Origin of the sequence: Actinacidiphila rubida, from assembly GCF_900110255.1 — a bacterium.
Classification (GTDB): Bacteria; Actinomycetota; Actinomycetes; order Streptomycetales; family Streptomycetaceae; genus Actinacidiphila; species Actinacidiphila rubida.
Map to the genome: position 1 here is coordinate 1 of NZ_FODD01000070.1, position 23969 is coordinate 23969.

A 23969-nucleotide genomic window follows, 5' to 3' on the forward strand; every position below is an offset into this window, starting at 1 on the left:
TGAAGGCCCACGGCGAGGTCGTCCTCGACCTGTCGGGAGTGACGTTCATGGACTGCTCTGGCCTGCGCGTGCTCGACCACGCCCTGCACCTGGCAGGCGAGCACGACTCCCGACTGATACTGCGAGGCGCCAACACTTCAGTGCTCCGGCTGCTGAAACTCACTGGCATGCACCGGCACCTGACCCTGCAACCCTGACCGGCACACCTTCAGCCGCACCGGGACGGAAGGCGGCAACACCATGACCACCACCACCGGCACGTTCATCCACCACATCCAGGAACGCGGCGAATACGCCACACCCCAGGAAGCCGACCGCGCCGCCCGCGTCGTGCTGACCCTGCTCGGCGCCCACCTCGTCGGCGACGTACGCACCCGCCTCGCAGCACACCTGCCCAACGACCTCGCCGACATCCTCCTCAACCCCCTGCAAGCCACCGAACCCCTCTCCCCCGACCGATTCGTACGCGCCACCGCCGCCTGGATCGAAGGCGCCACCGAGCAGACCGCCCTGTGGGACATCGGCGCCGTCCTGAGCACCACAGCCGACACTGCCGGCGACGACCTCATGCACGACGTCCTGCTCCAACTACCGCCCGGCTACGACAACCTCTTCGGACCACCCCACCACCCCACCCACCCCTGACGACACACCACCTCGCCCGCGACCAGCCCCACAGGAGACACGCCGCCATGACCTGGCACCAGCTCGTCCAGCAGGTCCGCCACCACGGCCACTACACCACGGACCAGGAAGCCGAAAACGTCCTGCACGCCGTCCTGGCCGCCCTCGGCGCACAACTCGTCGGCGAGGAACGCTGCGACCTGGCCGCCACCCTGCCCGAACCGGCCCGCACCATTTTCGCCCAGCAGATCCCCCTCACCCAGCCCCTGACCGCCCCGGCCTTCGTCGGCACCGTCGCCCACACCCTGGGCACCACCCCGGCACAGGCCCGCTGGCACACCACCTCGGCCCTTGCCGCCCTCACCCACCTCGCCGAACTCACCGGCCGGCCCCTCACCGACCGCCTCCTGGCCCAACTCCCTCGCGGCTACGCCCTCCTCTTCTGCCGCCCCGAACTCACCACCGCCGCTTAACCAGGCCAAGCACACCCCCGGCAACCGCCCCGATGAGGCCCTCCTCAGCGCCGAACCGGTTCGTACAGCAGGTCCGGCGAACGCCGACAGCCGACACTCCGCCTCGGCCTTCCCGGCCAGGCCGCCCGTTACCCCCTCGCAGGGCTGCCCCGGTTCCCTTGGCAGGACTCATAGGCACTCCCGCTCAGATCAGCAGGTCGAAGAGTTCGAAGGCCTCGTCCCACTGGTCCGTGGAGGGACGGCGGGTGTCGCGGGCGATGGTTTTGAGGGCGCGGGCGAGGGCGACGCTGAGGCCGCCGGCCAGGTCCGGCAGCCGCTGCTGGGTGTCCTCGGCGGCGTCCATTCCGAGGTCGGGGCGAGCGGTGAGCTGGTCGAGCAGCGGACGCAGTTCGATGCCCTCCTCCAGTTTCTGGAAGGCGTGGATGCTCTCTTGCAGGCCTTTGGTGACCGGGAGATCCTGCGGCTCGATGATGTCCCGGTCGTTGGCCTTGGCGTCGGCGGTGCCGATGACGAAGAGGTCGTAGAGCTTGGCGTCCACGAAGTCGTTGTAGCGCTTGAGGTCGTTCTTGCTGACGTCGAGGCCGGCGGCTGCGCGGAAGAAGCGCTCGAATTTGGGAACTCCCATGACGGGCATGTCATTTTCCCTTTCTCGCGGCGGTGGATGGGCTGAGGTCATCGGGTGGCGGGTGGTCCCACCTCCCCGAGGTGTTCGTGTGCCAGGCGGACGGCCATGGCGCCCTCGCCGACTGCGGAGGCCACGCGCTTGACCGAGCCGCTGCGGACGTCGCCGACGGCGAAGACTCCCGGCAGACCGGTCTCCAGCGCGAGGGGGACGCGGGCCAGGGGCTTCCAGATGTCCGCTGTTGCCTGGGCCACGTCCTGCCCGGTCGGAATGAAGCCGCGTCCATCCAGGGTGACGGCGTCGGCGAGCCAGGACGTGGCGGGGCGCGCGCCGATGAAGACGAACAGGGCGCGGGCTGCCAGCACCTGCTGCTCGTGGGTGCGGTTGTCCTCGACGACGACTGATTCGACCCGGTCCTCGCCCGTCACCTCCCGGACTTCGGTGTGCAGCCGGACATGGATCCGGGGGTGCCGCTCGATCCGGTCGATCAGGTAGCGGGACATGCTGTGTTCCAGGTCTCCGCCACGGACCAGAAGATGGACGGCGGGCGACTCGCGCGCCAGGAACAGCGCTGCTTGGCCGGCGGAGTTACCGCCGCCGACGACGGTCACCGTGTCAAGGCGGCAGGTCCGCGCCTCCCAGACGGTGGCGGCGTAGTGGACCCCGAGTCCTTCAAACCGCTCGACGCCGGCGGCGGTCAGCCGCCGGTAGCGGGCGCCGGTGGCCACCACGACGTTGGTCGCGGTGAGCGTGCCGCCGTCGGCGAGCCGCACCAGGCTGGTCCCGTCGCGCTGTTCGAGGCCGGCGGCCTCGGCGGGGACGTCGATCCGGGCACCGAACCGGTTGGCCTGTACGACGGCGCGTTCGGCGAGCTCCATGCCGGAGATCCCGGCGGGGAAACCGAGGTAGTTCTCGATCCGGGAGGAGGTGCCGGCCTGGCCGCCGGTCGCCACGGCGTCCAGGACAACGGTGGAGAGTCCCTCGGAGGCGCCGTATACCGCGGCGGCCAGGCCGCCGGGTCCCGCGCCGACCACCACCAGGTCACAGACGCCCTTCGCGGCGGTCTCGGCCCGCAGCCCGATGGCTTGGGCGAGTTCAACGTTGGAGGGATTGCGAAGCACCCGGTAGTCGTGCCAGACAACGATCGGGGTCTCCTCGGGAGCGATACCGAGACGCATCAGCAGTGCCTCGGCCTCGGTGTCCTTCTCAAGATCCGCCCAGCGGTGAGGAAGGCGGTTGCGGGCGGCGAACTCCAGCAGCCGCCGGGTGTCGGCGGAGAAGGGGGAGCCGATGATGCGGAAGCCCGTGCCGGTGCCGGCCAGCATCGTACGGCGCAGCAGGTAGGCCCGCAGGATCACGTCGCCGAGCGCGGGTTCGCGGGTGAGCAGGTCGCGCAGGGCGCCGGAACCCACAGCCAGTACCTCTCCGGGCCTGTTCACCACCGCGCTGACGAAGGCGGTCTGGCCCTCCAGTACACCCAGTTCGCCGAGGAAGCTGCGCGGACCGTGCCACTGGACGACGTGGTCCAGATCGTCGTGGGTTTCGACCACGGCCACCCTGCCGCTGAGGACGACGAAGAACTCGTCAGTGCGTTCGCCGGCCCGGAAGAGGTGTTCCCCCTCGCAGACCTGCCGTTTCTGTCCGCAGGATCTCAGGATCGTGATCTGGTCGTCCGTCAACCGCGGGTAGGCACCGTGGACGTCGGCCGTCGGGGTCAGGGTCGGCACGGTTCGCTCCCTTCGTCGGAAGACGCGGAGGCGGAGGGCAGGGTTCGGAGGACAGCCAGAGCAGCGGCACTGGAGGAAGCGTCAGGCCGGCCTGCCGGGCTCAGACCATAGCCTCGTGTACGAAACACCACCGCCAGTCCTCACCAGGCTCGAGTGATTGCACGATCGGGTGCCCGTCGGTCGCCGCGTGAGCACGCGCATGGCGCATGGGCGAGGAGTCGCAGCAGCCGACGTGGCCACAGGTCAGGCACAGGCGCAGATGCACCCACGGAGATCCCATGCGCAGGCAGTCCTCGCAACCCTGCGGTGTTCTGGGCGTCACGGGCCGGACCATGGACAGGTGCGGGTCGAGAAAGGTGGTCATGACGGCCTCCCGGAGGCGGAATCGGCTGATCCATGGGACGCAGACAGCGCCTCGTCCACCCACTGGCGCAGCGCGTTCGCGGGCGCGGCGCCGGTCTGGCGGGCGACTTGCCTGCCCTGGTCGAGAATCAGCAGGGTGGGTACCGCTTGGACTTCGAAGCGCCGCGCCAGCCCCGGCGACTTGTCGATGTCGACCTTCACGAGCTTGATCCGCCCCGCCAAGCGCTCCGCGACGTGTTCGAGGGCGGGGCTCACCATGCGGCAGGGACCGCACCAGGTGGCCCAGAGGTCCACGAGCACGGGCAAGGTCGCTTGCTCGGCGATCTCCCTGAAGTCTGCGTCGCCTGCTTCGGTGATCCACGGCAGCGGCGCCCGGCAGTTTCCGCAGCGCGGAGTGCCCTGCGCGGCGGCGGGTACGCGATTGGTCCGGCCGCAATTGGCGCAGGTGACCGTCCGTGCCGAGGTCTCGGCCCCATCGGTGCCACGGTCGGCGCGGTCGGCGCGGCCTTCGTGAGACGTACTCATCACGGCTCCTGGGGCTCGTCCTGGAGGGTGACGGCCAGTTCGCCGCCCTCGGCGTCGACCAGGATGGTCACGCCCTCGCGTGCCTCACCGCTGAGCAGCGCGCGGCCGATCCTGGTCTCGACCTCGTGCGAGATGAAGCGGCGCAGCGGCCTGGCACCGTAGACCGGGTCGTATCCCTCGGCCGCGATCAGCCGGCGGGCCTGCTCGGTGAGGACGAGCGTGATGCGCTGCTCGGACAGCCGGTCGCGCAACTCGGCGAGGAGCAGATCGACGATGCGCTCGATCTGCGCGATGCCGAGCGGGTGGAAGAGGACGATGTCGTCGACGCGGTTGAGGAACTCGGGGCGGAAATGGCCGTTGAGCTCGGTCATCACCATCGCCCGCGCTTCGGGCTTGATCTCGCCGGCCTGGGTGGCGTCCTGGAGCAGGTACTGGGAGCCCAGATTCGAGGTCATGATGACGACGGTGTTGCGGAAGTCGACGGTACGGCCCTGCGCGTCGGTGATCCGGCCGTCGTCCAGCACCTGGAGCAGCGTGTTGAACACGTCGGCGTGCGCCTTCTCGATCTCGTCGAAGAGCACGACCGAGTACGGCTTGCGGCGCACCGCCTCGGTGAGCTGCCCGCCCTCCTCGTAACCGACGTAGCCGGGGGGCGCGCCGACCAGGCGGCTGACAGTGTGCCGCTCCTGGTACTCACTCATGTCGAGGCGGATCATGTTGGTCTCGCTGTCGAACAGCGCGGCGGCCAGCGTCTTGGCCAGCTCGGTCTTCCCGACGCCGGTGGGGCCGAGGAAGATGAAGGAGCCGATCGGCCGGCGCGGGTCGCGCACTCCCGAGCGAGCCCGGATCACCGCGTCGGCGACGAGTTGGACGGCCTCGTCCTGCCCGACCACCCGCTCGCGCAGGATCTCGTCCAGCTTGAGCAGCTTCTGCCGCTCGCCCTCCTGCAGCCGGGTGACGGGGATGCCGGTCCACGCGGAGACGATCTCGGCGATCTCGTCGGCGGTGACCACCTCGCGCAGCAGCCGGGCCTCGCCCTGTTTGGCGGCGAGCTGTTCCTCCTCGGCGGCCAGGCGGCGCTCCAGTTCGCTCACGGTTCCGTAGCGCAGCTGAGCGGCCCGGTTGAGATCGTAGGCGCGTTCGGCCTCTTCGGCCTCCTGCCGGGCGCGCTCCAGCTCCTGGCGCAGTTCCTGGACCTTGCGAATGGCCTGACGCTCGGCCTCCCACTGCGCGTGCTTGGCGTCCACCTCGCCCCGCAGATCGGCCAGTTCACGCCGCAGGTCCTCCAGCCGGGCGCGGCTGGCCGCATCGGTCTCCTGATCCAACGCAGCCTCTTCGATCTCCAGCCGGGTGGCCCGGCGGCTGAGCTCGTCGAGTTCGGCGGGCATGGAGTCGATCTCTGTCCGCAGTCGCGCGCACGCCTCGTCGACCAGATCGATGGCCTTGTCGGGGAGGAAGCGGTCGCTGATGTAGCGGTGGCTGAGGGTGGCAGCGGCGACCAGCGCGTTGTCCTGGATCTTGACGCCGTGGAAGATCTCCAGTCGTTCCCGGATGCCGCGCAGGATGGAGATGGCGTCCTCGACGGTCGGCTCATCCACCAACACGGTCTGGAAGCGCCGCTCCAGGGCGGCGTCGGACTCGATGTGTTTGCGGTATTCATCGAGCGTGGTCGCGCCGATCATGTGCAGCTCGCCGCGGGCCAGCATGGGCTTGAGCATGTTGCCCGCGTCCATGGCGCCCTCGGCGGCGCCTGCCCCGACGACGGTGTGCAGTTCGTCCACGAAGAGCAGGATCCGGCCCTCGGCGCTCTTGACCTCGGACAGCACGGCTTTCAGCCGCTCCTCGAACTCGCCGCGGTATTTGGCTCCTGCCACCAGCGAGCCCATGTCGAGCGAGAACACCGTCTTGTCCCTCAGCCCTTCGGGCACGTCGCCGCGGACGATCCGCTGGGCCAGGCCCTCGACGATGGCGGTCTTGCCGACACCGGGTTCGCCGATCAGCACAGGGTTGTTCTTGGTCTTGCGGCTGAGGATCTGGATCACCCGGCGGATCTCGGAGTCCCGGCCTATGACCGGGTCGAGGCGGCCGGTGCGGGCCTCGACAACGAGGTCGCGCCCGTACTTTTCCAGGGCCTCGTAGGCCTCTTCGGGGTTGGCGGAGGTGACCCGCTGGTTCCCGCGCACCGTGGTGAGGGCGGCGAGGAAGGAGTCCTTGCTGACGCCTTGTTCGCCGAGGCGCCGGCCGGCCGCGGTGGCCGAACCTTCGTCCACCAGGGCGAGCACCAGGTGCTCGGTGGAGACGTATTCGTCCTTGAGCCGCCTGGCCTCCTGCTCCGCGGTCTCCAGCAGCCGAGCCAGCCGTTGGGTCACCATTACCTGGCCGGGCGTGGCGCCCGGACCGGTCGTGCGTGGGCGCTTGGCGAGATCGGCCTCGACGGCGGCGCGCAGCGCTGCCGGGTCGGCGCCGGCGTCCGCCAGCAATCGGGTCGTCAGGCCGTCCTGCTGGTCGAGCAGAGCCAACAGCAGGTGCTCCCCGTCGACCTCGGTCTGGCCCATCCGTACCGCGACGCTCTGCGCTTCCTGCAGCGCTTCCTGGGACTTCTGGGTGAGGCGGTTCATGTCCATGTCGTCGGCTCCTTGGCGGCTCTTTCGCTGCGCCGCAGTGCGGTTTCCAGGCGTTCGATGCGGTCGAGCAGGTCCACGACGACGCCGATGGCCGCGTAGTTGAGGCACAGTCCGTCCCGCAGTCGCTGCACCCGGGCGATGGCCGACGGCGCGCTCGGCCGGAACCACAGCCGCCCTCGGGCGTCACGCTCGGCGTCCACCAGCCCGAGGGCGACGAAACGGCTGACGAGTTCGGGCGGCAGTCCACTTCGGCCGGCCACTGCGGCCATGGTGAGCTGATACGGGCTGGGACTGGTCCGGTAGATGCGCACCAGGGGGTAGGCGGCCCTCGTGCCGGCCTGTCCGGTGCCTTCGGCGGGAGAACGGCGTTCGGCTCTCATGTCTGCTTCCTCGGGTCGAAGGAGGAGACGGCGGCCAGTTCCTCGAACAGCTCACGCTCGCGCGGGCTGGGCGAGGGCGGCACCATGACCTGGATCTCGGCGTAAAGGTGCCCGGGGGAACCTTTCGGGTGTGGCATTCCCTCACCGCGCAGTCGCAGCCGGCGGCCGGTGGAGGTACCGGGCGGCACATGCACCTTGACCGTCCCGCCCGGACCGGCGACGGGAACCGTCGCCCCCAGCGCGGCCTCCCAGGCCGTGACCGGCAGATCGACGTGGATGTCGCGCCCGACGAGGCGGTAGCGCGGATGGGGGGCGATGCGGACCACCAGGTAGAGGTCCCCGGCGGAGTCCGGGCCGCGGCCCCGCCCGCCCTCCCCCGCGAGCCGGATGCGCTGCCCGTCGACGACGCCGGCCGGGATGGTGACGTCGTAGCTGCGTTCGCCTCCGGGCCCGCCCAGGGTGATCTTCCGTCGGCCGCCGCGGTACGCCTCCTCCACGCTGAGGACGAGTTCGGCCTCCTGGTCCGCGCCGGGGATCGGGCTGCCCCGCCGGGCGCCGCCGCCCCGGCCGCCGAACATGCCTTCGAAGAGGTCCTCGAAGTCCATGCCGGAGGTGTCGAACCCGGTCTCCGTCCAGGTCCGGGCGCCTGTACGGCCTCGGGTGCCTCCGGAGGGACCGCCGCGGTACCCGCCACCGAAGCCCTGGCTGGCCGCGACACGCTCGTCGTAGTCCTCCGGAATCTGCCGGAAGTCCGGGCCGAAGCGGTCGTACCGAGACCGGGTGTCGGGGTCGGACAGCACGCTGTAGGCCTCATTGATCTGCTTGAAGCGCTCCTCGGCTGCCGGATCTCGGTTGACGTCCGGGTGGTAGCGGCGGGCCAGGGTGCGGAACGCCTGCTGGATCTCGGCGGCGTCGGCGGTGCGGGGAATGCCCAGCACCTCGTAGTAGTCGTCTGCCATGGCGGCCTCACTCCTGCTTGCGGCTGACCGCTACCGCGGCCGGCCGCAACTGGCGGCCGGGTTCGCCGTAACCTGGCCGCAGCACCCGGACGACGGTGCCCGGAGCGGTGCCGGGTTCATCCACCACGGACACCACCTCGTGCTGCTCGGGGTCGAAGGGCACACCTGTCTCCTCGTGACGCGGGTATCCCAGGCTTCGCAGCACCTCGACGGCCTGGTCCCGTACCGCCCGGACCCCGCTGACGATCGCACCGGGATCGTCGGCGCCCGCGTGCGCGAGGGCCAGTTCGAGGTTGTCGACGACCGGGAGGAACGCCGCGGCCACCCTGGACCGCTCGGCCTCCCGTTCCCGGGGAAGCTCACGGGTGTAGCGCTTGCGGAGGTTGTCCAGGTCGGCAAGAGCTCGGCGCCACCGGTCCTCCAACTCCTCCACTTCTGGACCGCCGGGTACCGGCGACGGCTCCTGCTCCCCGACTGCGGGAGCCGACGGCGGCGCCTGGGGTGCGGGCGTCCCATCGGGCGACGACCGGTCGGGCCCGGGCGGGGAGCGGTCCTCGGCGGGAGGTGTCTGTTCCTGATCCGGCATGTCGCCGCCTCAGCTCTTGTCGAAATCGGCGTCGATGACGTCGTCGTCGCCCCCAGGGGATCCGCCCTCGGGACCCTGACCGGTTTCCGCGCCGGTCTGGACTCCACCGCCGGCTTCGCCTGGTCCGGCGGCGTGGGCGGCGAGCGCCGCATAGATCTGCTGCAGTTCGGATGCGAGGTTCCGGGACCGTTCCGCGGACGCCTCCTCCTTGACGGCGGTACGCGCCTCGTCGATGAGCATCCGCGCGCGCGCCCGCTCGTGCTCCGGGGCGGCGTCGCCGAGGTCGTCCAGGCGTCGTTCCACCTGGTACGCGGCGGCGTCGAGTTCGTTGCGGGCGTCGATGGCTTCGCGCAGGGCCAGGTCGCTGGCGCGGTTGCTCTCCGCCTCGTTGATCATCCGCTCGACCTCGGACGGATCGAGGTTGGAGCCTTCGCTGATGGTGATCGACTGCTCGGCCCCAGTGTCCCGGTCCTTGGCGCTGACCTTGAGGATGCCGTTGGCGTCGATGTCGAAGGTGACCTCGATCTGGGTCTCTCCGCGCCGGGCCGGCCGCAGGTTCTCCAGCCGGAAGCGGCCCAGCACCCGGTTATCGGCGGCCAGTTCACGTTCGCCCTGGAGCACCACGATGTCCACGGCCGGCTGGTTGTCCTCGGCCGTGGAGAACGTCTCGGACCGGCGGACGGGGATGGTGGTGTTCCGCTCGATGATCTTGGTCATGACGCCGCCGGCCGTCTCGACACCAAGCGACAGCGGGGTGACGTCCAGCAGCAGGACGTCCTTGACCTCGCCCTTGAGCACACCGGCCTGGATGGCGGCGCCCAGCGCCACGACCTCGTCGGGGTTGACGCTCATGTTCGGGTCCTTGCCGCCGGTCATCCTGCGGACCAGGTTCTGCACGGCCGGGATACGCGTGGATCCACCGACGAGAATGACCTCGTCGATGTCATTGTCCGTGACCTTGGCGTCGCTCATCGCCGTCCTGACCGGCTCCAGGCAGCGCTCCACCAGGTCCGAGGTGATCTGCTCGAAGGTGGAGCGGCGGACCGTCTCGGTAAGGTGCTTCGGCCCGGAGGCGTCCGCCGTGATGAACGGCAGGCTCACCTGAGTCTGGCTGACCGAACTCAGCTCGGTCTTCGCCTTCTCGGCTGCCTCGAACAGGCGCTGCAGAGCCTGCGGGTCCTTGCGCAAGTCGATGCCCTCGGCCTTCTGGAAACCGTCCGCCAGGTGGTCCACCAGCCGGCGGTCGAAGTCGTCGCCGCCCAAGTGGGAGTCGCCTGCCGTGGCGCGGACCTCCACCACGCCGTCGCCGACGTCCAGCAGGCTGACGTCGAAGGTGCCACCACCGAGGTCGAAGACCATGACCGTCTCGTGGCCCTTCTTGTCCAGGCCGTAGGCCAGGGCCGCGGCGGTCGGCTCGTTGATGATCCGCAGGACTTCGAGGCCGGCGATCTTCCCGGCGTCCTTGGTGGCCTGGCGCTGAGCGTCGTTGAAGTACGCCGGTACGGTGATGACCGCCTCGGTCACCTTCTCGCCGAGCGCCTTCCCGGCGTCGTCGGCCAGCTTTCGCAGTACCTGCGCGCTGATCTCCTCGGGTGCGTACTGCTTGCCCTTCACCTCGAAGCGGGCCACCCCGCCGGGCCCCTCGACCACGTCGAAGGAGACCGCCTTGGCCTCGTCGGAGATCTCACCGTAGCGGCGGCCGATGAACCGCTTCGCCGAGGTGATGGTGCCCTTGGGGTTGAGGATCGACTGCCTGCGCGCCAACTGTCCGACCAGCCGCTCGCCGTCGTCAGAGAAGGCGACCACCGACGGGGTCGTCCTGGACCCCTCCGCGTTCGGGACGACAGTGGGCTCGCCGCCCTCCCAGACGGCGATGACCGAGTTGGTGGTGCCGAGATCGATGCCTACTGCCTTCGCCATGGGAATCTCCTCTGTCGCGACGCGCAACCGACCGATCGGCGCGCTGCCGGGCGTCGGAGCCGTGCGCACCGCACCTTCCGCCAGCCTCGCGCGGCAAGCCGCTTGGTTACCCGCCCCGGCGGGACCAATGCGCACCGCCGTTCCCGTCCGCCAGGACAGGGACGGCACGGCTCTCGGGTGAAACCCCGAGCCGAGCGGCGTAGCGTTGAAGGTTAAAAGCCGCTGTCGAGCCGCGAATGGACCTGCGATGGACGCTGCTCCCTCGCCGACGGCCGGGCCTCACCATCCCATCCCGCTGCCAGGGGCCGCCGGACACACACTGCTACGGCTGGTGACGGTCATGCTCGACGGCGACGACGAGCGTGAAGTGCTATGGGGTGCGATGGCGGCGATCGCCGCCACCGGCCCTTTCACCGCCGAAGCGGCGTATGCCGTGCACGACGGTCTGGCGCGGCGATGCCTACCGTCCCGGGTAGTTGCCTCCGCCACTCTCCAGCCGGGGAGCGCGGCGGCATCCGAGCCGGCGGAGGTGGAGCCCACTGGCGAAGCCGCGGGTGAAGCGGCCGCCGCCGAAGAGGTGGCTGCCGCCCGGCTCGACCGCCGGATCGGCGCTCTGGACGGCTACAGCCGGCACCTGCAGGAGTTCGGCGAGCTATGGGTGCAGGCCATCGCGCTGCGGTATCAGGACCACTGCCTGGGCTATCTCGTCGTCCGGTCCCCGACTTCGCCCTCTGCCGATGAGACCGCCTTGACCGACCTGCTTGCCCAGCAGACCGGGATCGCCCTGGCACGCTTCGCCGGGAACCGAGGAGAGCCGGCCCGCGCCGGCCCGGAGAGCTCGCTCGGCATCGGGGACCAGCTGGGAACCGACAGCAGATCGCCCACCGCGGGCCTCGGCACTACCGTGTCTGCCCTGACCTCGCGACTCGCCCTCCACGACGCGCTCTCCCGTGCCGGCGCCTCCGGCAAAGGCGAGGCCGGAGTCCTCCAGGTCCTGCACGACAACACGGGATTCGCGGCCCGCACCGAGGACCGCTTCGGCAACCCGCGGGCCTGGGCCGGCCCCAGCGGCCGGAACGAACCACAAAGAGGGCCCAGTGGCAGACCGCCCCCAGAACCGGAGTACCAGCGCCAGGATGCCCTGATTCAGAGCGCGCGGCGCCGGCCCGGCGCCGTCCGGGACCGGGACCGTCTGGTCGTCCCCATCCAGATGGCCGGAGATCTGCTCGGCGTGGTCGCCCTGGTCGATCCGAACCGGCGAGCCACGGAAACGGACAGCTCGGCGCTCGAACAGGCTGCTCTGGTGCTGGCTCCTCTGCTCTCCCACGAGCGCAGACTGGCCGAGCTGGAGCCACATCTGCGCCGCGACCTGGTCAACCGGCTGATCACGGGTGAGGGGACCAACGACGCCTTCACCCAGGCGGCAGCCCTGGGCCACGACCTGAACCGGCCGCACAAGGCCGCCGCACTGGAGTGGTCCGAAACGACCGAGCGGGCTGAGGTCGGCGACGCGGTGGCCCGCGCGGCCCGGCGGCTGCACCGGGACGTGCTCGTCGGCTCTCGCGGCGCGACCACCGTCGTCCTGGAGGCCGACGAGGACCGACGTGATTCCGGAGGCGAGCTGTACAGGGCCGTTTCGGACGAACTCGGCACTGCAGCCGGCTCGATCGGGGTCGGCGGCCGCTGCGACGTCTTCACCGAACTGCCGCACTCCTACGATGAGGCGGTCCGTGCCCTCACCGTCCGCCGCCGTTCTCAGGATCCGAACGGCAGCACCAGCTTCGAGGACCTGGGCCTATGCCGCATGATGGGCTCCGGCGAAGGCGAACGGGAAGCCGACCGCTTCGTCGGCGAATGGCTGGGGCTGCTGCTGGACTACGACTCCCACCACCACACCGAGCTGGTGACGACACTCGCGCACTATCTGGAGAGCGGCTGCAGTTACGACGCGACGTCCGAGACGCTCCTCATTCACCGCAGCACCGTGCGGTACCGCCTCCAGCGCATCTGCGAGATCACCGGTCACGACCTCGGCGAGGTCGAGACACGTCTCAACCTGCACATCGCCACCCGCATCCGCAACGTGCTCGACGCACCACGCCGAGTCGACTGAGTCGTCCGCATTCACGACATGGCATAAATTGCCCTGCGATGAGTACTGAACAACGATGCTTCGGGATCGGGATTCCTGCGCTGCGGTCACCGAGAGACGACACGGGACGACAGCGGTTGGCCGCGGTGCCGTGCTGCACCGGAGCACCCCCGGGACTGCGGGCTCTCCCGGTGGATCCCCGTCCCGAACCGCCTCCGCCTCCCACCCGCTGATGGACGACCCGGAACCGACGGGTACGGCGGAGACTCCTCGGCCCCAGGTCCTTCTGATGGCTGATCCGGGTTGGCCGACCGAGGTGGCCGCGCGGCTGAAGGAAGACCTCGCCGATCTGCTCGCGGACATGGCGGCCGACGTGGACTGGCACATCACGGTGGAATCGAGTTCCTTGGGAGTGGTCGCGGCGAGCGACCTGCCCCTGATGGTGCAGGCGCTCAACGAACGTCTCCAGGGGCGGACCTGGGACCTGGCGGTGTTCCTCACCGACCTGCCCTACCGCGACCAGGCCCGGCCGCTTGTCGCGATGTTGAGTCCTTCGGACCACATCGCCCTGCTCTCTCTGCCGTCCCTGGGCCTGTTCCGCGTCCCGCGTCGCGTTCGTGACGCCACGCTGGGTGTCATCACCGAACTCCTCCCTGAGGCATCAGGCACCACGCGGGTTCCCGGAAGGATCCAGTACGCGGGCCTGCGGCGGAATTACGTTCTGCCCGGCGCAAGGGGACGGTTGCGGCTCCTGTCGGGAATGGTCCGGGCCAACAGACCCTGGCTGCTCTTCCCCGGCCTGTCCCGCGCCCTCGCAGGCGTCTTCGCCACTGCCGCGTTCGGACTGATCAGCAGCGACGTGTGGTCGGTCAGCCTGCACCTGGACGCGGTTCACGACGCCGTATTGATGTTCGCGTCCATTACTGCCCTGGTCACCTGGCTCATCGTCGACCACGAACTGTGGGAACGGCCCAGCAGCGAGATCGCCCGGCAGCGCGCGGCACTGTACAACGCGGCCACGGTACTCACCCTCTACATCGGGATCGCCTGCCTGTACGCCGCGCTGTACGTTCTCGTCATCCTCACGACGGTGTTCGTACTCACCCCGGAAGCGCTGAATCCCGTGATCCGCCACGATCCGAGCGCCGGTTACTACCTGTCCTTGGCGTGGTTCATCACGTCCATGGGGACCGTGGGTGGCGCGCTGGGCGTCGGACTCGAGGACGAGGACGCGGTCCGCCAGGCGGCCTACGGCGAGCGCCAGCGGCAGAGCCAACGCCAGGACACCGACTGGCCGGGAGACGGCTGAGCCCCGACGGCCACGGCACACAACCCGATACGCCGCGCTCGTGTCCGACCGACCGACGAGGAGGCAACGATGGATCGCAGCGCGTCATCCACAGAGTGTGTCCTGGTACTCGACGCCGGCTCATCAAGTCTGCACATCACCCTGTTCGGGGCGGATGACACACAGATCGCCCGTCACGACGCCGAGAAACCGCCGGGGCCCGAAACGGTGGAGGAGTTGCACGACTTCCTGGCCGGTGTGCCCACGCCATCCGCCGTAGGACATCGCCTCGTCCACGGTGGCCCGCGTCTGAGGGAGCACACGCTGATCGACGGACCGGTGCGCGCGTTGCTGGAGGAGGCCGCGCCTCTGTCGCCCCTGCACATGCCCCCCGCACTCGCCGTGGTGGACGCTGCCCGTGAACTACTGCCCGGCATTCCCCACGTCGCCTGTCTCGACACGGCCTTCCACGCGGAGCTGCCCCTCGCTGCCTATCAGTACGCAGTCCCCGAGCAGTGGCGCGTCCAGTACGGGTTGCGCCGCTACGGCTTTCACGGTCTCTCCTACACCTGGTCCCTGGCGCGCACCGCCGACGTGCTGGACCGCCCCGTCGGCGCCCTCCACGTCGTCATCGCCCACCTGGGCGGTGGCTGCTCGGCCTGCGCCGTGCGCAATGGCCGCAGCGTTGACACGACGATGGGCCTGACTCCGTTGGAGGGGCTGGTGATGAGCCGTCGCAGCGGCAGTATCGATCCGGGAGCCCTTGTGTGGCTGCAACGTCAGCACGGACTGAGCGCGAAGGAGATCGAGGAGACACTCCACCGGCACTCCGGACTTCTCGGCCTCTCGGGCACCTCGGGGGACACGCGCGACCTCGTGCGCGCGCGTGCCGAGGGAGACGCGTCCGCCCAGGGCGCTCTGGCCGCCTTCGTCCACAGCTGCTGCCGCGGCATCGCAGCGATGGCCGCCTCGCTGGACCACCTCGACGCTCTGGTCTTCACCGGCGAGATCGGCGAGGACCAGCCCGAGGTGCGCGAGGAAATCTCCACGCGCCTGTCGGTCCTGGGGGTACGCGGCGGGCTGTCCGTCCCCTCGGAGAAGGAGCTGCGCGAGGACGGAGCACGCAGGATCGACGCATCGGGCACGGGCGTACCGGTGATCGTCGTCGCCACCGGGGAGACTCAGCAGATCGCCGCGGAAACGCGCCGCGCCCTCGTCCGCCGTCAGGACTGAGGCAGGATGGCGGCCAGCGAAGCGGGAAAAATGGCCCTCGTCAGTGGAGAATGCTCACCGCGCGGGCGATCACAAGGAGTGAGGTCACCAAGGCGGCGATGGCCTGTACGCCCATCATGACCTTGGCCCGAGTGGACAGCGGCATGGTGTCCGTAGGACTGAAGGCACTCGAGTTCGTCACGGAGACGTACAGGTAGTCGATCAGGACGGGCATCCAGTCGGATGTGGCGCTGGAGCCGTCCGCGACTTCCTGAACCGCGTCGTCGTCCTCGTCCTGGGGGAAACGGAAGTCCGCCAACGGCAGGTCGGCGCGCCGGGCCTGTGTGCGCATGACGGGGCCGCCCCGGTCCAGTTCCCAGTACGCCAGACCGAAGACGATGATGTTGGTGAGCCAGACCTGCAACGCGGCCACCAACAAGGCACGCCCGTCCTTCACCCCGGCATAGACCAGGTCGTGGATCAGGATGCCGAGGGCGACCAGATTGCTCGCAGCGATGACCAGCACGAGCGTCAGAGACAGAACACGGAATGCCTTGGTCTGCCGCGTCAACCGTTTGGGGTTGACCGCGATGAGTGGTACGAGCAGCAACATTTCCAGTGCAGGCAGCACGTAGCGCGGTGCCACCAGCAGCCGTTGCGGCAGGCCCACGTAGAGAGCGATGGCGGCGAGGATCGCGATCACACCGGGCAAGCGGGCCTCTCCACGGCGCTCGTGCCGGGGACGCCTGGTCCGGGCATGAGCGAGCCGGTGCGCCATCGCTGTGTCCCTTTCGTCGGCCGTCGCCCGCTGTAGCTCAACTTCCCTGCAGTTTGCGTGCCGCATGGGGCACCGTGCTCGCCCCGCCCCTGTCAGCTCGCAACCCTCGACCTCGATTCCGTCTACCCCTTCGAGTGCTCCAAGACCTCTGTCGGGCATTCCGGATCGCCCATCCGGACGGCATCGAGCCGCGGCCACTCGGGCTGAACACGTAGCACCGCGGGCTGTCGCCATCGGTTCAGCCGGCGGGCTCGCGCATGCCGCACGCGACGCTGTAAGGAGGCGGCGGCGCGGCCGACAGGATCCCGCAGGACGTTCCGGTTAGGCTCCCACCCGTGACGTGGCTGCGGGCCCTCGGGGAGGTCGTGCGATCCGGGCTCACGATCGAGGAGACACGGCTGGAGCCTCTGCTCGCACTGCGCACGGCGACTGGTGTGGCGATCGTCATCGGGCCGGCGCTGTGGCTGGCATCCCCTGCGTACGCCGCGGCCGCCGCCCTGGGCGCGTACTCCGCGGGTGGCGCCACCTTCCAGCGCACGTGCCGTCCACGCAAGGTAATCGCACTCGGAGCGGGCGCGGGACTGGCGCTCAGTACGTTCGTGGGCTACCTGGCGGCGGGACGACTCGTGACGTTCCTGCCACTGCTGGCCGTATGGGCCTTTGCCGCGGGGATGGCGTGGGCCGTCGGATCGACTGCTGGGATCGTCGCGGCGACGACCGTCGGAAGCATGCTGGTGACCATCACCCTGCCCACGAGTGTCTGGCGAGCGCTGGAACACGCCGGAGTCATCGCGCTCGGAGGCGTGGCGCAGGCCGTGCTGATCTTTCTGTTCCCGATCCGCCGTTGGGGGGCGCATCGTGACGCGCTCGCCGACGCCTTGGCCGCAGTGGCGGACTACGCCCGCCGACTGCGGCACGACCCGACCGCCCCGTTCGACCCTTGGCCGTTGATGACGGCCCGGGACGCGGCTGCGGTGACGCCGTCACAGGCCCGCGCCCGTCCCCCGGTCCTCCACGGTCCCCGGGGACTCGCGGAGCGCATTCGGCCGGTCGTCGCCGCGCTCGCCGATCCTGACGTCGGCGCTCCGGCGGAGGGACCCGGGAGGGACCGCGCTCGGGAGCTGCTCGACGCGGCCGCGGACGTTCTGGACACGGCCGCCCGTTCGATCCGCCTCGGCACTCCGGCAGAGGTCCCGCCCGAGAGCATGGACGTCTTGCGCGTCGACAAGGACGACGAGGTGCTGCAGGGGTCCGCGCGGCAGGCCGCCGAGCAGCTCGTGGAACTGCTCAACGAGGCCATGGAGATTGCCAGGACTGGTGACGAGAGCGAGAGGACATCCACTCCGCCCGGCCGCGTGGGCGCGGAGTTCCTGGTGCGCCCGACCATGCTCCGACTGGCCCCGGTCGTCATCCGGGCGGTCCGCCGTGAGCTCCGCCAGGACTCGCCCGTGTTCCGGCACGCCATCCGCCTGGCGGCGGTGGCCCCGCTCGGCTACGTGCTCGCCACGCGGCTGCCCCTCGGCCACGGCTACTGGGCGCCCATCACCTCGGTGATGGTGATGCGACCGGATTTTCACCGGACATACGCGCGCGCGGTGGCCCGTCTCGCCGGGACCCTGGCGGGGGTCGCGCTCGCCACCGGGATGGTGCAGGCCCTGGGCTCGGGCACCCATGTATGCGCCGCGCTGGCGGTCGTCTCGGCGGGCCTGTCGTACACGCTGATCCGTACCGGCTACGCCTACTCCCAGTGCTTCACCGCCGCGTACGCCGTCTTCCTGCTGGGAATGGGCGGTCAGATGTGGGAGCAGACGGTCCCGGAGCGGGTGGTGCTCACCCTGCTCGGCGGAGCCCTGGCCATGCTGGCGTACGTGGTGTTCCCGGCATGGGAGACGCCCCGGCTGCCGGGCCGGCTTGCGGACTGGCTCGCCGCGAACGGACGCTATGCGGCCGCGGTGCTCCGCAACTACGCCGAACCGACTCGGGAGCATCACGCCGACATGCGTAGGGCACTGCTGGCGAGCAGGGAGGCAGGTGCGGCCTGGCAGGAGTCGTACGACAGGGCGAGACAGGAACCGGTCCGACCTCGGGGTCTGACGTCGCGCGAGGCGCAGGAGGCGCAGGAAGCACTCAAGGGGTTCGGCCGGGCGGCGATGCTCATGGAGAGCCAACCCCCGCGGGCCGACAGGCGCTTCGTCCCCGAGTCGAAGCGGTTCGCCGAGGCCGTGGAAGCGGACACCGCGCAGGCGGCAGTCGACGTGCGCGAGCACAGGAATCCGGACTGGCGACGCGTGAAGGAGGCGCTCCACGCATGGGATCGCGCGGCCGGGGATCGAGGCCCGGTGGTGCGGCGCGGGGCGGAACTCCAGAAGCGGGCCTTGGACGACCTTGCGACGGCCGTGAGCCGCACACCTCTGGAACGGGACGTCAGCTCTGCTCGGGAGGACCAGCGAGTGCGTGCGGTCGTGGCAGCCGAAGGTGACGAATCGGGAGTGGCACACCGGGGCGGGTGACAGATGTGGCTACCTGAAGCTCGTACCGATCAAGGCGGCTCCATCGTGCGCTCGCGCTGGTTCTGCCGGACCTCCGGACGCTGGTGTGAGCGAGGCCCGGTGACGGCGCCTGTCGCGCGGTTCCTGGCGCGATGAGGTAATCAGAAGCGGTGGACAACGACGCGAACGACCCCTTCGTGCATGTCCGGGGCGCCAGTGAGAACAACCTGCGGGACATCGATGTCGATGTCCCGCGGGACGCGATGGTCGCCTTCACCGGCGTCTCCGGTTCGGGCAAGTCCTCGCTCGCGTTCGGCACGCTCTACGCGGAGGCCCAGCGGCGCTACTTCGAGTCCGTAGCACCGTACGCCCGAAGGCTGCTGCAACAGGTCGGCGCACCACATGTGCAGGAAATCACCGGACTGCCACCGGCCGTGGCCCTGCAGCAGCGGCGCGGCTCGCCCAGCTCGCGCTCGACGGTCGGCACCATCACCACACTGTCCAATCTGCTGCGCATCCTCTACTCCCGTGCCGGCACCTACCCGCCCCGGGCCTCACGGCTGGAGGCCGAGTCGTTCTCGCCCAACACCGCGGCCGGCGCCTGCCCGCAGTGCCACGGGCTGGGCGTCGTGCACGACGTCGCCGAGGACCTGCTCGTCCCGGACCCGTCGCTGAGCATCCGCGAGGGGGCGATCGCCGCCTGGCCGGGCGCCTGGCAGGGCGCCAACCTGCGCAGTGTCGTGAGCGGTCTGGGGATCGACATCGACCGACCGTGGCGCAGGCTCAGGAAGAGGGACCGGGACTGGCTGCTGTACACGGACGAGCAGCCCTCCGTGTACATCGAGCCGGAGGAGGACCGCATCGACTACGGCTACCAGGGCAAGTTCTGGAGTGCCCGCAAGCACGTCATGCACGTCCTCGCCGACTCCAAGAGCGAGAAGATGCGCGAACGAGCGCTCCGGTTCGTCAGGAGTGTGCCCTGCCCCGCGTGTCACGGCAGCGGACTGCGACCCGAGGCTCTCGCCGTGACCTTCGCCGGACGTTCCATCGCCGAGATCAACGCGATGCCGCTCACCGAGGTCGTGGCGCTGCTGCGGCCCGTCGCGGGGCGGTCCGAGGCCGACGCCACCACGTCGACCGCACGATCCGGGGAGACGACCGAGGTCGCGGTCCGGATCTGCGGCGATCTGGTCTCGCGGGTCGACGTGCTGCTCGACCTGGGCCTCGGATATCTCAGCCTCGGGCGCCGCTCGACGACCCTGTCGCCGGGCGAGGCGCAGCGCCTGCGGATCGCCACCCAGCTGCGCTCGGGGCTGTTCGGCGTCGTCTACGTCCTCGACGAACCCTCCGCGGGCCTGCACCCGGCTGACGCGGAACCGCTGCTGGACGTGCTGGACCGCCTCAAGGCCGCGGGCAACTCGCTGTTCGTCGTGGAACACGACATGGACGTCGTACGGCGCGCGGACTGGGTGGTCGACATCGGCCCCGGCGCGGGCGAAGGCGGCGGACGCGTGCTGTACAGCGGCCCGGTCGCCGGACTCGAGCGGGTCGGGGCGTCGACCACGAGCCAGTACCTGTTCGGGCGCGCCCAGCCGATCGATCACCGCCCGCGCACACCGCACGGCTGGCTGCACCTGAGCGGCGTCTCCCGTCACAATCTGCACGACGTGTCCGTCGACGTACCGCTCTGCGTACTGACGGCGGTGACGGGCGTGTCCGGTTCCGGGAAGTCGACGCTGGTGACGCAGGTGCTCGCCGAGGTCGTCCGCGGCCAGCTCGGACTCGCGCCCGAGGAGCCCGACGAGGCGCAGCTGGAGATCGACGTCCAGGACGCGTCGGGGGTCGAGTCGTTCGACCGGCTGGTCCGGGTCGACCAACGGCCCATCGGCCGAACTCCCCGGTCCAACCTGGCCACGTACACGGGGATGTTCGACGCGGTGCGCAAGCTGTACGCGGAGACGGACGAGGCCAAATCGCGCGGCTACTCGGCGGGGCGGTTCTCCTTCAACGTGCCCGAAGGGCGGTGCGAGACCTGCCAGGGCGAAGGATTCGTCGCGGTGGAACTGCTGTTCCTGCCCGGCACCTACGCGCCGTGCCCGACCTGCCAGGGAGCCCGGTACAACGCCGAAACGCTCGAGGTCACCTACCGCGGCAAGAACATCGCGGAGGTGCTGGGGCTGTCCGTCGACGCCGCCGCCACGTTCCTGTCCGGCGTCCCGGCCGCCTCCCGCAGTCTGGAGACTTTGCGCGAGGTGGGACTGGGGTACCTGCGGCTGGGGCAGCCCGCGACGGAACTCAGCGGTGGTGAGGCGCAACGCATCAAACTTGCCACCGAACTTCAGCGAGCCCGCCGCGGGCACGCGCTCTACCTGCTCGACGAGCCGACGGCTGGGCTGCATCCCTCGGACATCGCGCTGCTGCTGCGACAGTTGCACCGGCTCGTCGACGCCGGCAACACGGTCGTCCTCGTCGAGCACGACCTCGACACGATCGCCACCGCCGACTGGGTCATCGACCTCGGGCCGGGCGGCGGCGACGCCGGCGGGCGGGTGGTCGCGGCGGGCCCGCCGGCCAAGGTGGCCAGAGCACGCCGCAGCGCCACCGCGCCCTACCTCGCGGCCCGGCTCGCGCGCTCCTGACGACGGCGCGAGGGGCTGAGTACGGGTCAGCCGCGGTCCGAACGGCCGGCACCCGGACCAAGGAGTGCTGAAGGTTTCCCCGGTCGCCCCGGAACAGCCAATTGGGGTGCGGCGGGAGCAGTTCGTCGGCGAGGACGCCTTGAGGCATGCCGCCCGACGCGGGAATCGGCCTGCAGGGCTCGTCAGCCGGGCTGGTCGTTGTCCTTCAGCGCACCCCATCCGTGCCAGCGGTCGATCTCGATCCACGCGCTGTAGCGGCGCCGGTCGCGCTGCCCGTAGTCCTTGCCCAGGTACTGGCGGGACAGCCGGTCGATGCCGGACAGGTCGGTGTCCTCCTGCAGGTCGACGACGCGGCCGATGATGGTCACATGGGTGTACCAGCCGCCCTCGTCGAGCACGGTGAGCGACACCCTGGGGTCGTTGCGCACGTGCTGGAGCCGGACGCGCCCTTCGTCCATGTTGATGAGCACACGCCCGTCGTCCCACAGGTACCAGGTGGCCGCGGTCACCGGCTGGCCGTCACGGCGCAGCGTGGAGATGACGGCGGGGTTGGCTTTCTCCAGCATGGCGACGGCGGCTTCGGGCAGGGGCGGCTTCGACACGGGTCATCCTCCACGACGTACGGCGGGACGCTTTTCCACCACCAGCATGATTGCCCGGGGCAGCGCCGCGCGCACGCACCGCCCCGCGCGCAGCCGAATCTGGTGCTGCGAAATCCGGACCTCGAACTCCGAGAGCTGACCGGCCGGCCAACCGCTGCTGGCCGTGACCGTCAGCCGGAACCAGCGCCGGACGGTGGCGGGCAAGCTGAGGGTGACGGTGTCTTCCGCCGCCGGGTCGAAGGGATAGGCAGCTGCGGACTCCACAGTGGTGAAGGTGGAGTCGTCCGCGCCGGCCTGCAGGGACAGCGTCTAGCCTCGCGCTTTCACCAAGTGGGGTGTCCGAGGCTTGATCAAATAAGCGGAGAGTGCTCCTGACCTGCAACGATGGGACTTGTCTAGGGTCCTGTTGGCTGCATGGGAAGAAGCACTCTCCAGGTGAAGAAGCGTATCGGGTCGTACCCGCGTGTCCGCATCGAGGGCGGCGGCCGGGCGGTGGTCTCGCAGGCCGGGGGCGTGCTGCTGGTCGAGACCGTCCGCAAGATCGGCTTGGACACCGCGGTATCAGCGGCGATGATGCCGTGGCGGAAGGCTCGGGCGGTGCACGATCCGGGCAAGATCCTTCTGGACGTGGCCCTGGCGGTCGCACTGGGCGGGGACTGCCTCGCGGATGTCGCCATGCTGCGGGCCGAGCCGGCCGTGTTCGGGCCGGTGGCCTCTGACCCGACGGTCTCCCGCCTCATCGACACCCTCGCAGCCTGCGGGGACATGGCCCTGCAGGCCATCCGGGCCGCACGGGCCGAAGTCCGCCAACGCGTCTGGCAGTTGGCCGACCGGGAAGCGCCTGATGCGGACGGGACGGTGACCGTCGACCTCGACGGGGTGCTGGTGATCGCGCACTCGGACAAGGAGGACGCCGCACCCACCTGGAAGAGAACCTACGGGCACCACCCGCTGATGGGGTTCGTCGACCACGGACCGGGCGGCACCGGTGAGCCGGTCGCGGCCCTGCTCAGGCCGGGGAACGCGGGCTCGAACACGGCCGCCGACCACATCACCGCCGCTCAACTGGCCCTGGCCCAGCTGCCGAAGAAGTACCGGCGCGGGCACCGGACCCTGATCCGCACCGACTCCGCGGGCGGCACCCACGGCTTCGTCGCCTGGCTCGCCCAGCGGGGACGGTGGCTGTCCTACTCGGTCGGCATGGTGATCACCGAGGCGATCCACCAGCATGTGCTGAAGGTTCCGGCATCGGCCTGGACAGCGGCCGTCGAGGCGGACGGCGAGATCCGTGACGGGGACTGGGTCGCCGAACTCACCGGCGACGTCCTGGACGGCTGGCCCAACGGGATGCGGCTGATCGTCCGCAAGGAACGACCCCATCCTGGAGCCCAGTTGAGGCTCACGGACGCGGACGGCATGCGGCTGACCTGCTTCGCCACCAACACGCCGGGCCGGCCGATCGCCGAACTCGAGCTCCGCCATCGGCTGCGGGCCCGGGCCGAGGACCGCATCCGGGCCGCCCGGGCCACCGGTCTGCGCAACCTGCCCCTGCACCGCACGGCCCAGAACCGGATCTGGCTGGAGATCGTACAGATTGCTCTCGACCTGCTGGCCTGGATGCCGATGCTCGCCCTGACCGGCAAGCCCAGGCTCTGGGAGCCCCGCCGACTACGACTCCGGCTCTTCACCACAGCGGGACAGCTCGTGACCACCGGGCGTCGGCGGCTCCTCCGCCTGGCCCGGCACTGGCCCTGGACCAGCCACATCATCACAGCTCTCGAGCGGCTCGCACTCCTGCCGAACCCCGGCTGACCAGCGGATTCCCCGTACCTACGACAACAGCTCAACACCCGGAGCAGTGGAACCCGGCGCCACCCCGAGGCGACACTCGGGCCCCAGGCATGCACAGCCTTCGCCCACGGCACGAAAACGGTCCACCGACTCCGTCGGCGGACCGTCACGAAACTTCGAGGCTAAGGGTCCGTCCACGACGGCGCGTTACGGCTTCCGGCTACTCGGAGATCCAGGTCCAGAACTGGTCCGGGTAGGGACCGTATGGCCATGTG

21 protein-coding genes are annotated in these 23969 nt (G+C 70.0%); 9 read left to right on the top strand and 12 right to left on the bottom strand.

Going from position 1 to position 23969, the window contains the following annotated elements; genetic code table 11:
* The 3 genes from BMW99_RS37005 to BMW99_RS37015 all read left to right on the top strand — a co-directional run.
* A partial coding sequence (locus tag BMW99_RS37005) for an STAS domain-containing protein (protein WP_143080612.1) occupies window positions 1–197 on the top strand: 197 nt, incomplete at its 5' end.
* A 43-nt stretch (window positions 198–240) separates the two neighbouring features.
* Entirely contained in the window at window positions 241–645 is a 405-nt protein-coding gene (locus BMW99_RS37010; RefSeq protein ID WP_075018333.1) for a DUF2267 domain-containing protein, read from the top strand.
* A gap of 47 nt (window positions 646–692) precedes the next feature.
* Complete coding sequence (locus BMW99_RS37015) at window positions 693–1097, top strand: DUF2267 domain-containing protein (protein WP_075018334.1); 405 nt, start codon at window positions 693–695, stop codon at window positions 1095–1097.
* 184 nt (window positions 1098–1281) lie between these two features.
* Here BMW99_RS37015 and BMW99_RS37020 read toward each other — a convergent pair whose 3' ends face one another.
* From BMW99_RS37020 to dnaK, 9 genes are all read right to left on the bottom strand, one after another.
* Window positions 1282–1722: a DUF1931 family protein gene (locus tag BMW99_RS37020; protein WP_176735672.1), complete on the bottom strand. Its 441-nt coding sequence runs from the start codon at window positions 1720–1722 to the stop codon at window positions 1282–1284.
* Window positions 1723–1769: 47 nt separating this feature from the next.
* Window positions 1770–3446, bottom strand: coding sequence for an FAD-dependent oxidoreductase (locus BMW99_RS37025; RefSeq protein WP_069466604.1), 1677 nt, complete (start codon window positions 3444–3446; stop codon window positions 1770–1772).
* A gap of 100 nt (window positions 3447–3546) precedes the next feature.
* Entirely contained in the window at window positions 3547–3810 is a 264-nt protein-coding gene (locus BMW99_RS37030) for a UBP-type zinc finger domain-containing protein (RefSeq protein WP_069466605.1), read from the bottom strand.
* A complete protein-coding gene (trxA, locus tag BMW99_RS37035; protein ID WP_069466606.1) occupies window positions 3807–4334 on the bottom strand; it encodes a thioredoxin in 528 nt (175 codons plus the stop codon). Before trxA ends, BMW99_RS37030 begins: the two co-directional genes overlap by 4 nt.
* Window positions 4334–6958, bottom strand: coding sequence for an ATP-dependent chaperone ClpB (gene clpB / locus BMW99_RS37040; protein WP_069466607.1), 2625 nt, complete (start codon window positions 6956–6958; stop codon window positions 4334–4336). The genes trxA and clpB overlap by 1 nt, the downstream gene beginning before the upstream one ends.
* A complete protein-coding gene (locus tag BMW99_RS37045; RefSeq protein ID WP_079138935.1) occupies window positions 6949–7338 on the bottom strand; it encodes a chaperone modulator CbpM in 390 nt (129 codons plus the stop codon). Before BMW99_RS37045 ends, clpB begins: the two co-directional genes overlap by 10 nt.
* Window positions 7335–8297 carry a DnaJ C-terminal domain-containing protein gene (locus BMW99_RS37050; RefSeq protein ID WP_075018335.1) on the bottom strand — a complete coding sequence of 321 codons (963 nt, stop codon included), beginning with the start codon at window positions 8295–8297 and terminating at the stop codon, window positions 7335–7337. Before BMW99_RS37050 ends, BMW99_RS37045 begins: the two co-directional genes overlap by 4 nt.
* Window positions 8298–8304: 7 nt before the next feature.
* A complete protein-coding gene (locus BMW99_RS37055; protein WP_075018336.1) occupies window positions 8305–8883 on the bottom strand; it encodes a nucleotide exchange factor GrpE in 579 nt (192 codons plus the stop codon).
* Window positions 8884–8892: 9 nt separating this feature from the next.
* On the bottom strand, window positions 8893–10803 hold the full coding sequence (gene dnaK, locus BMW99_RS37060; protein ID WP_069464852.1) for a molecular chaperone DnaK: 1911 nt from the start codon (window positions 10801–10803) through the stop codon (window positions 8893–8895).
* 340 nt (window positions 10804–11143) lie between these two features.
* Here dnaK and BMW99_RS37065 point away from each other — a divergent pair, with 340 nt between their 5' ends.
* From BMW99_RS37065 to BMW99_RS37075, 3 genes are all read left to right on the top strand, one after another.
* The gene (locus BMW99_RS37065) at window positions 11144–12916 is read left to right on the top strand and encodes a PucR family transcriptional regulator (RefSeq protein ID WP_176735562.1); all 1773 of its coding nucleotides are present in this window, start codon (window positions 11144–11146) and stop codon (window positions 12914–12916) included.
* A gap of 211 nt (window positions 12917–13127) precedes the next feature.
* The gene (locus BMW99_RS37070) at window positions 13128–14204 is read left to right on the top strand and encodes a hypothetical protein (RefSeq protein WP_069464854.1); all 1077 of its coding nucleotides are present in this window, start codon (window positions 13128–13130) and stop codon (window positions 14202–14204) included.
* A gap of 69 nt (window positions 14205–14273) precedes the next feature.
* The gene (locus BMW99_RS37075) at window positions 14274–15416 is read left to right on the top strand and encodes an acetate/propionate family kinase (RefSeq protein WP_069464855.1); all 1143 of its coding nucleotides are present in this window, start codon (window positions 14274–14276) and stop codon (window positions 15414–15416) included.
* Between the two features lie 40 nt (window positions 15417–15456).
* Here the strand turns inward: BMW99_RS37075 and BMW99_RS37080 are convergent, their stop codons facing one another.
* Entirely contained in the window at window positions 15457–16098 is a 642-nt protein-coding gene (locus BMW99_RS37080; protein ID WP_218108441.1) for a hypothetical protein, read from the bottom strand.
* A 410-nt stretch (window positions 16099–16508) separates the two neighbouring features.
* Between BMW99_RS37080 and BMW99_RS37085 the strand changes: the two genes are divergently transcribed.
* Window positions 16509–18683 carry an FUSC family protein gene (locus BMW99_RS37085; RefSeq protein ID WP_069464857.1) on the top strand — a complete coding sequence of 725 codons (2175 nt, stop codon included), beginning with the start codon at window positions 16509–16511 and terminating at the stop codon, window positions 18681–18683.
* A 149-nt stretch (window positions 18684–18832) separates the two neighbouring features.
* Window positions 18833–21301 carry an excinuclease ABC subunit UvrA gene (uvrA, locus tag BMW99_RS37090; protein WP_069464858.1) on the top strand — a complete coding sequence of 823 codons (2469 nt, stop codon included), beginning with the start codon at window positions 18833–18835 and terminating at the stop codon, window positions 21299–21301.
* Window positions 21302–21483: 182 nt separating this feature from the next.
* On the opposite strand, the gene BMW99_RS37095 is transcribed toward uvrA, so the two are convergent.
* The gene (locus BMW99_RS37095; protein WP_069464859.1) at window positions 21484–21903 is read right to left on the bottom strand and encodes a PPOX class F420-dependent oxidoreductase; all 420 of its coding nucleotides are present in this window, start codon (window positions 21901–21903) and stop codon (window positions 21484–21486) included.
* Between the two features lie 3 nt (window positions 21904–21906).
* Window positions 21907–22167: a hypothetical protein gene (locus tag BMW99_RS37100; protein ID WP_069464860.1), complete on the bottom strand. Its 261-nt coding sequence runs from the start codon at window positions 22165–22167 to the stop codon at window positions 21907–21909.
* 171 nt (window positions 22168–22338) lie between these two features.
* Here BMW99_RS37100 and BMW99_RS37105 point away from each other — a divergent pair, with 171 nt between their 5' ends.
* Window positions 22339–23715, top strand: coding sequence for an IS1380 family transposase (locus tag BMW99_RS37105; RefSeq protein WP_069464861.1), 1377 nt, complete (start codon window positions 22339–22341; stop codon window positions 23713–23715).
* Window positions 23716–23969: the final 254 nt, after the last annotated feature.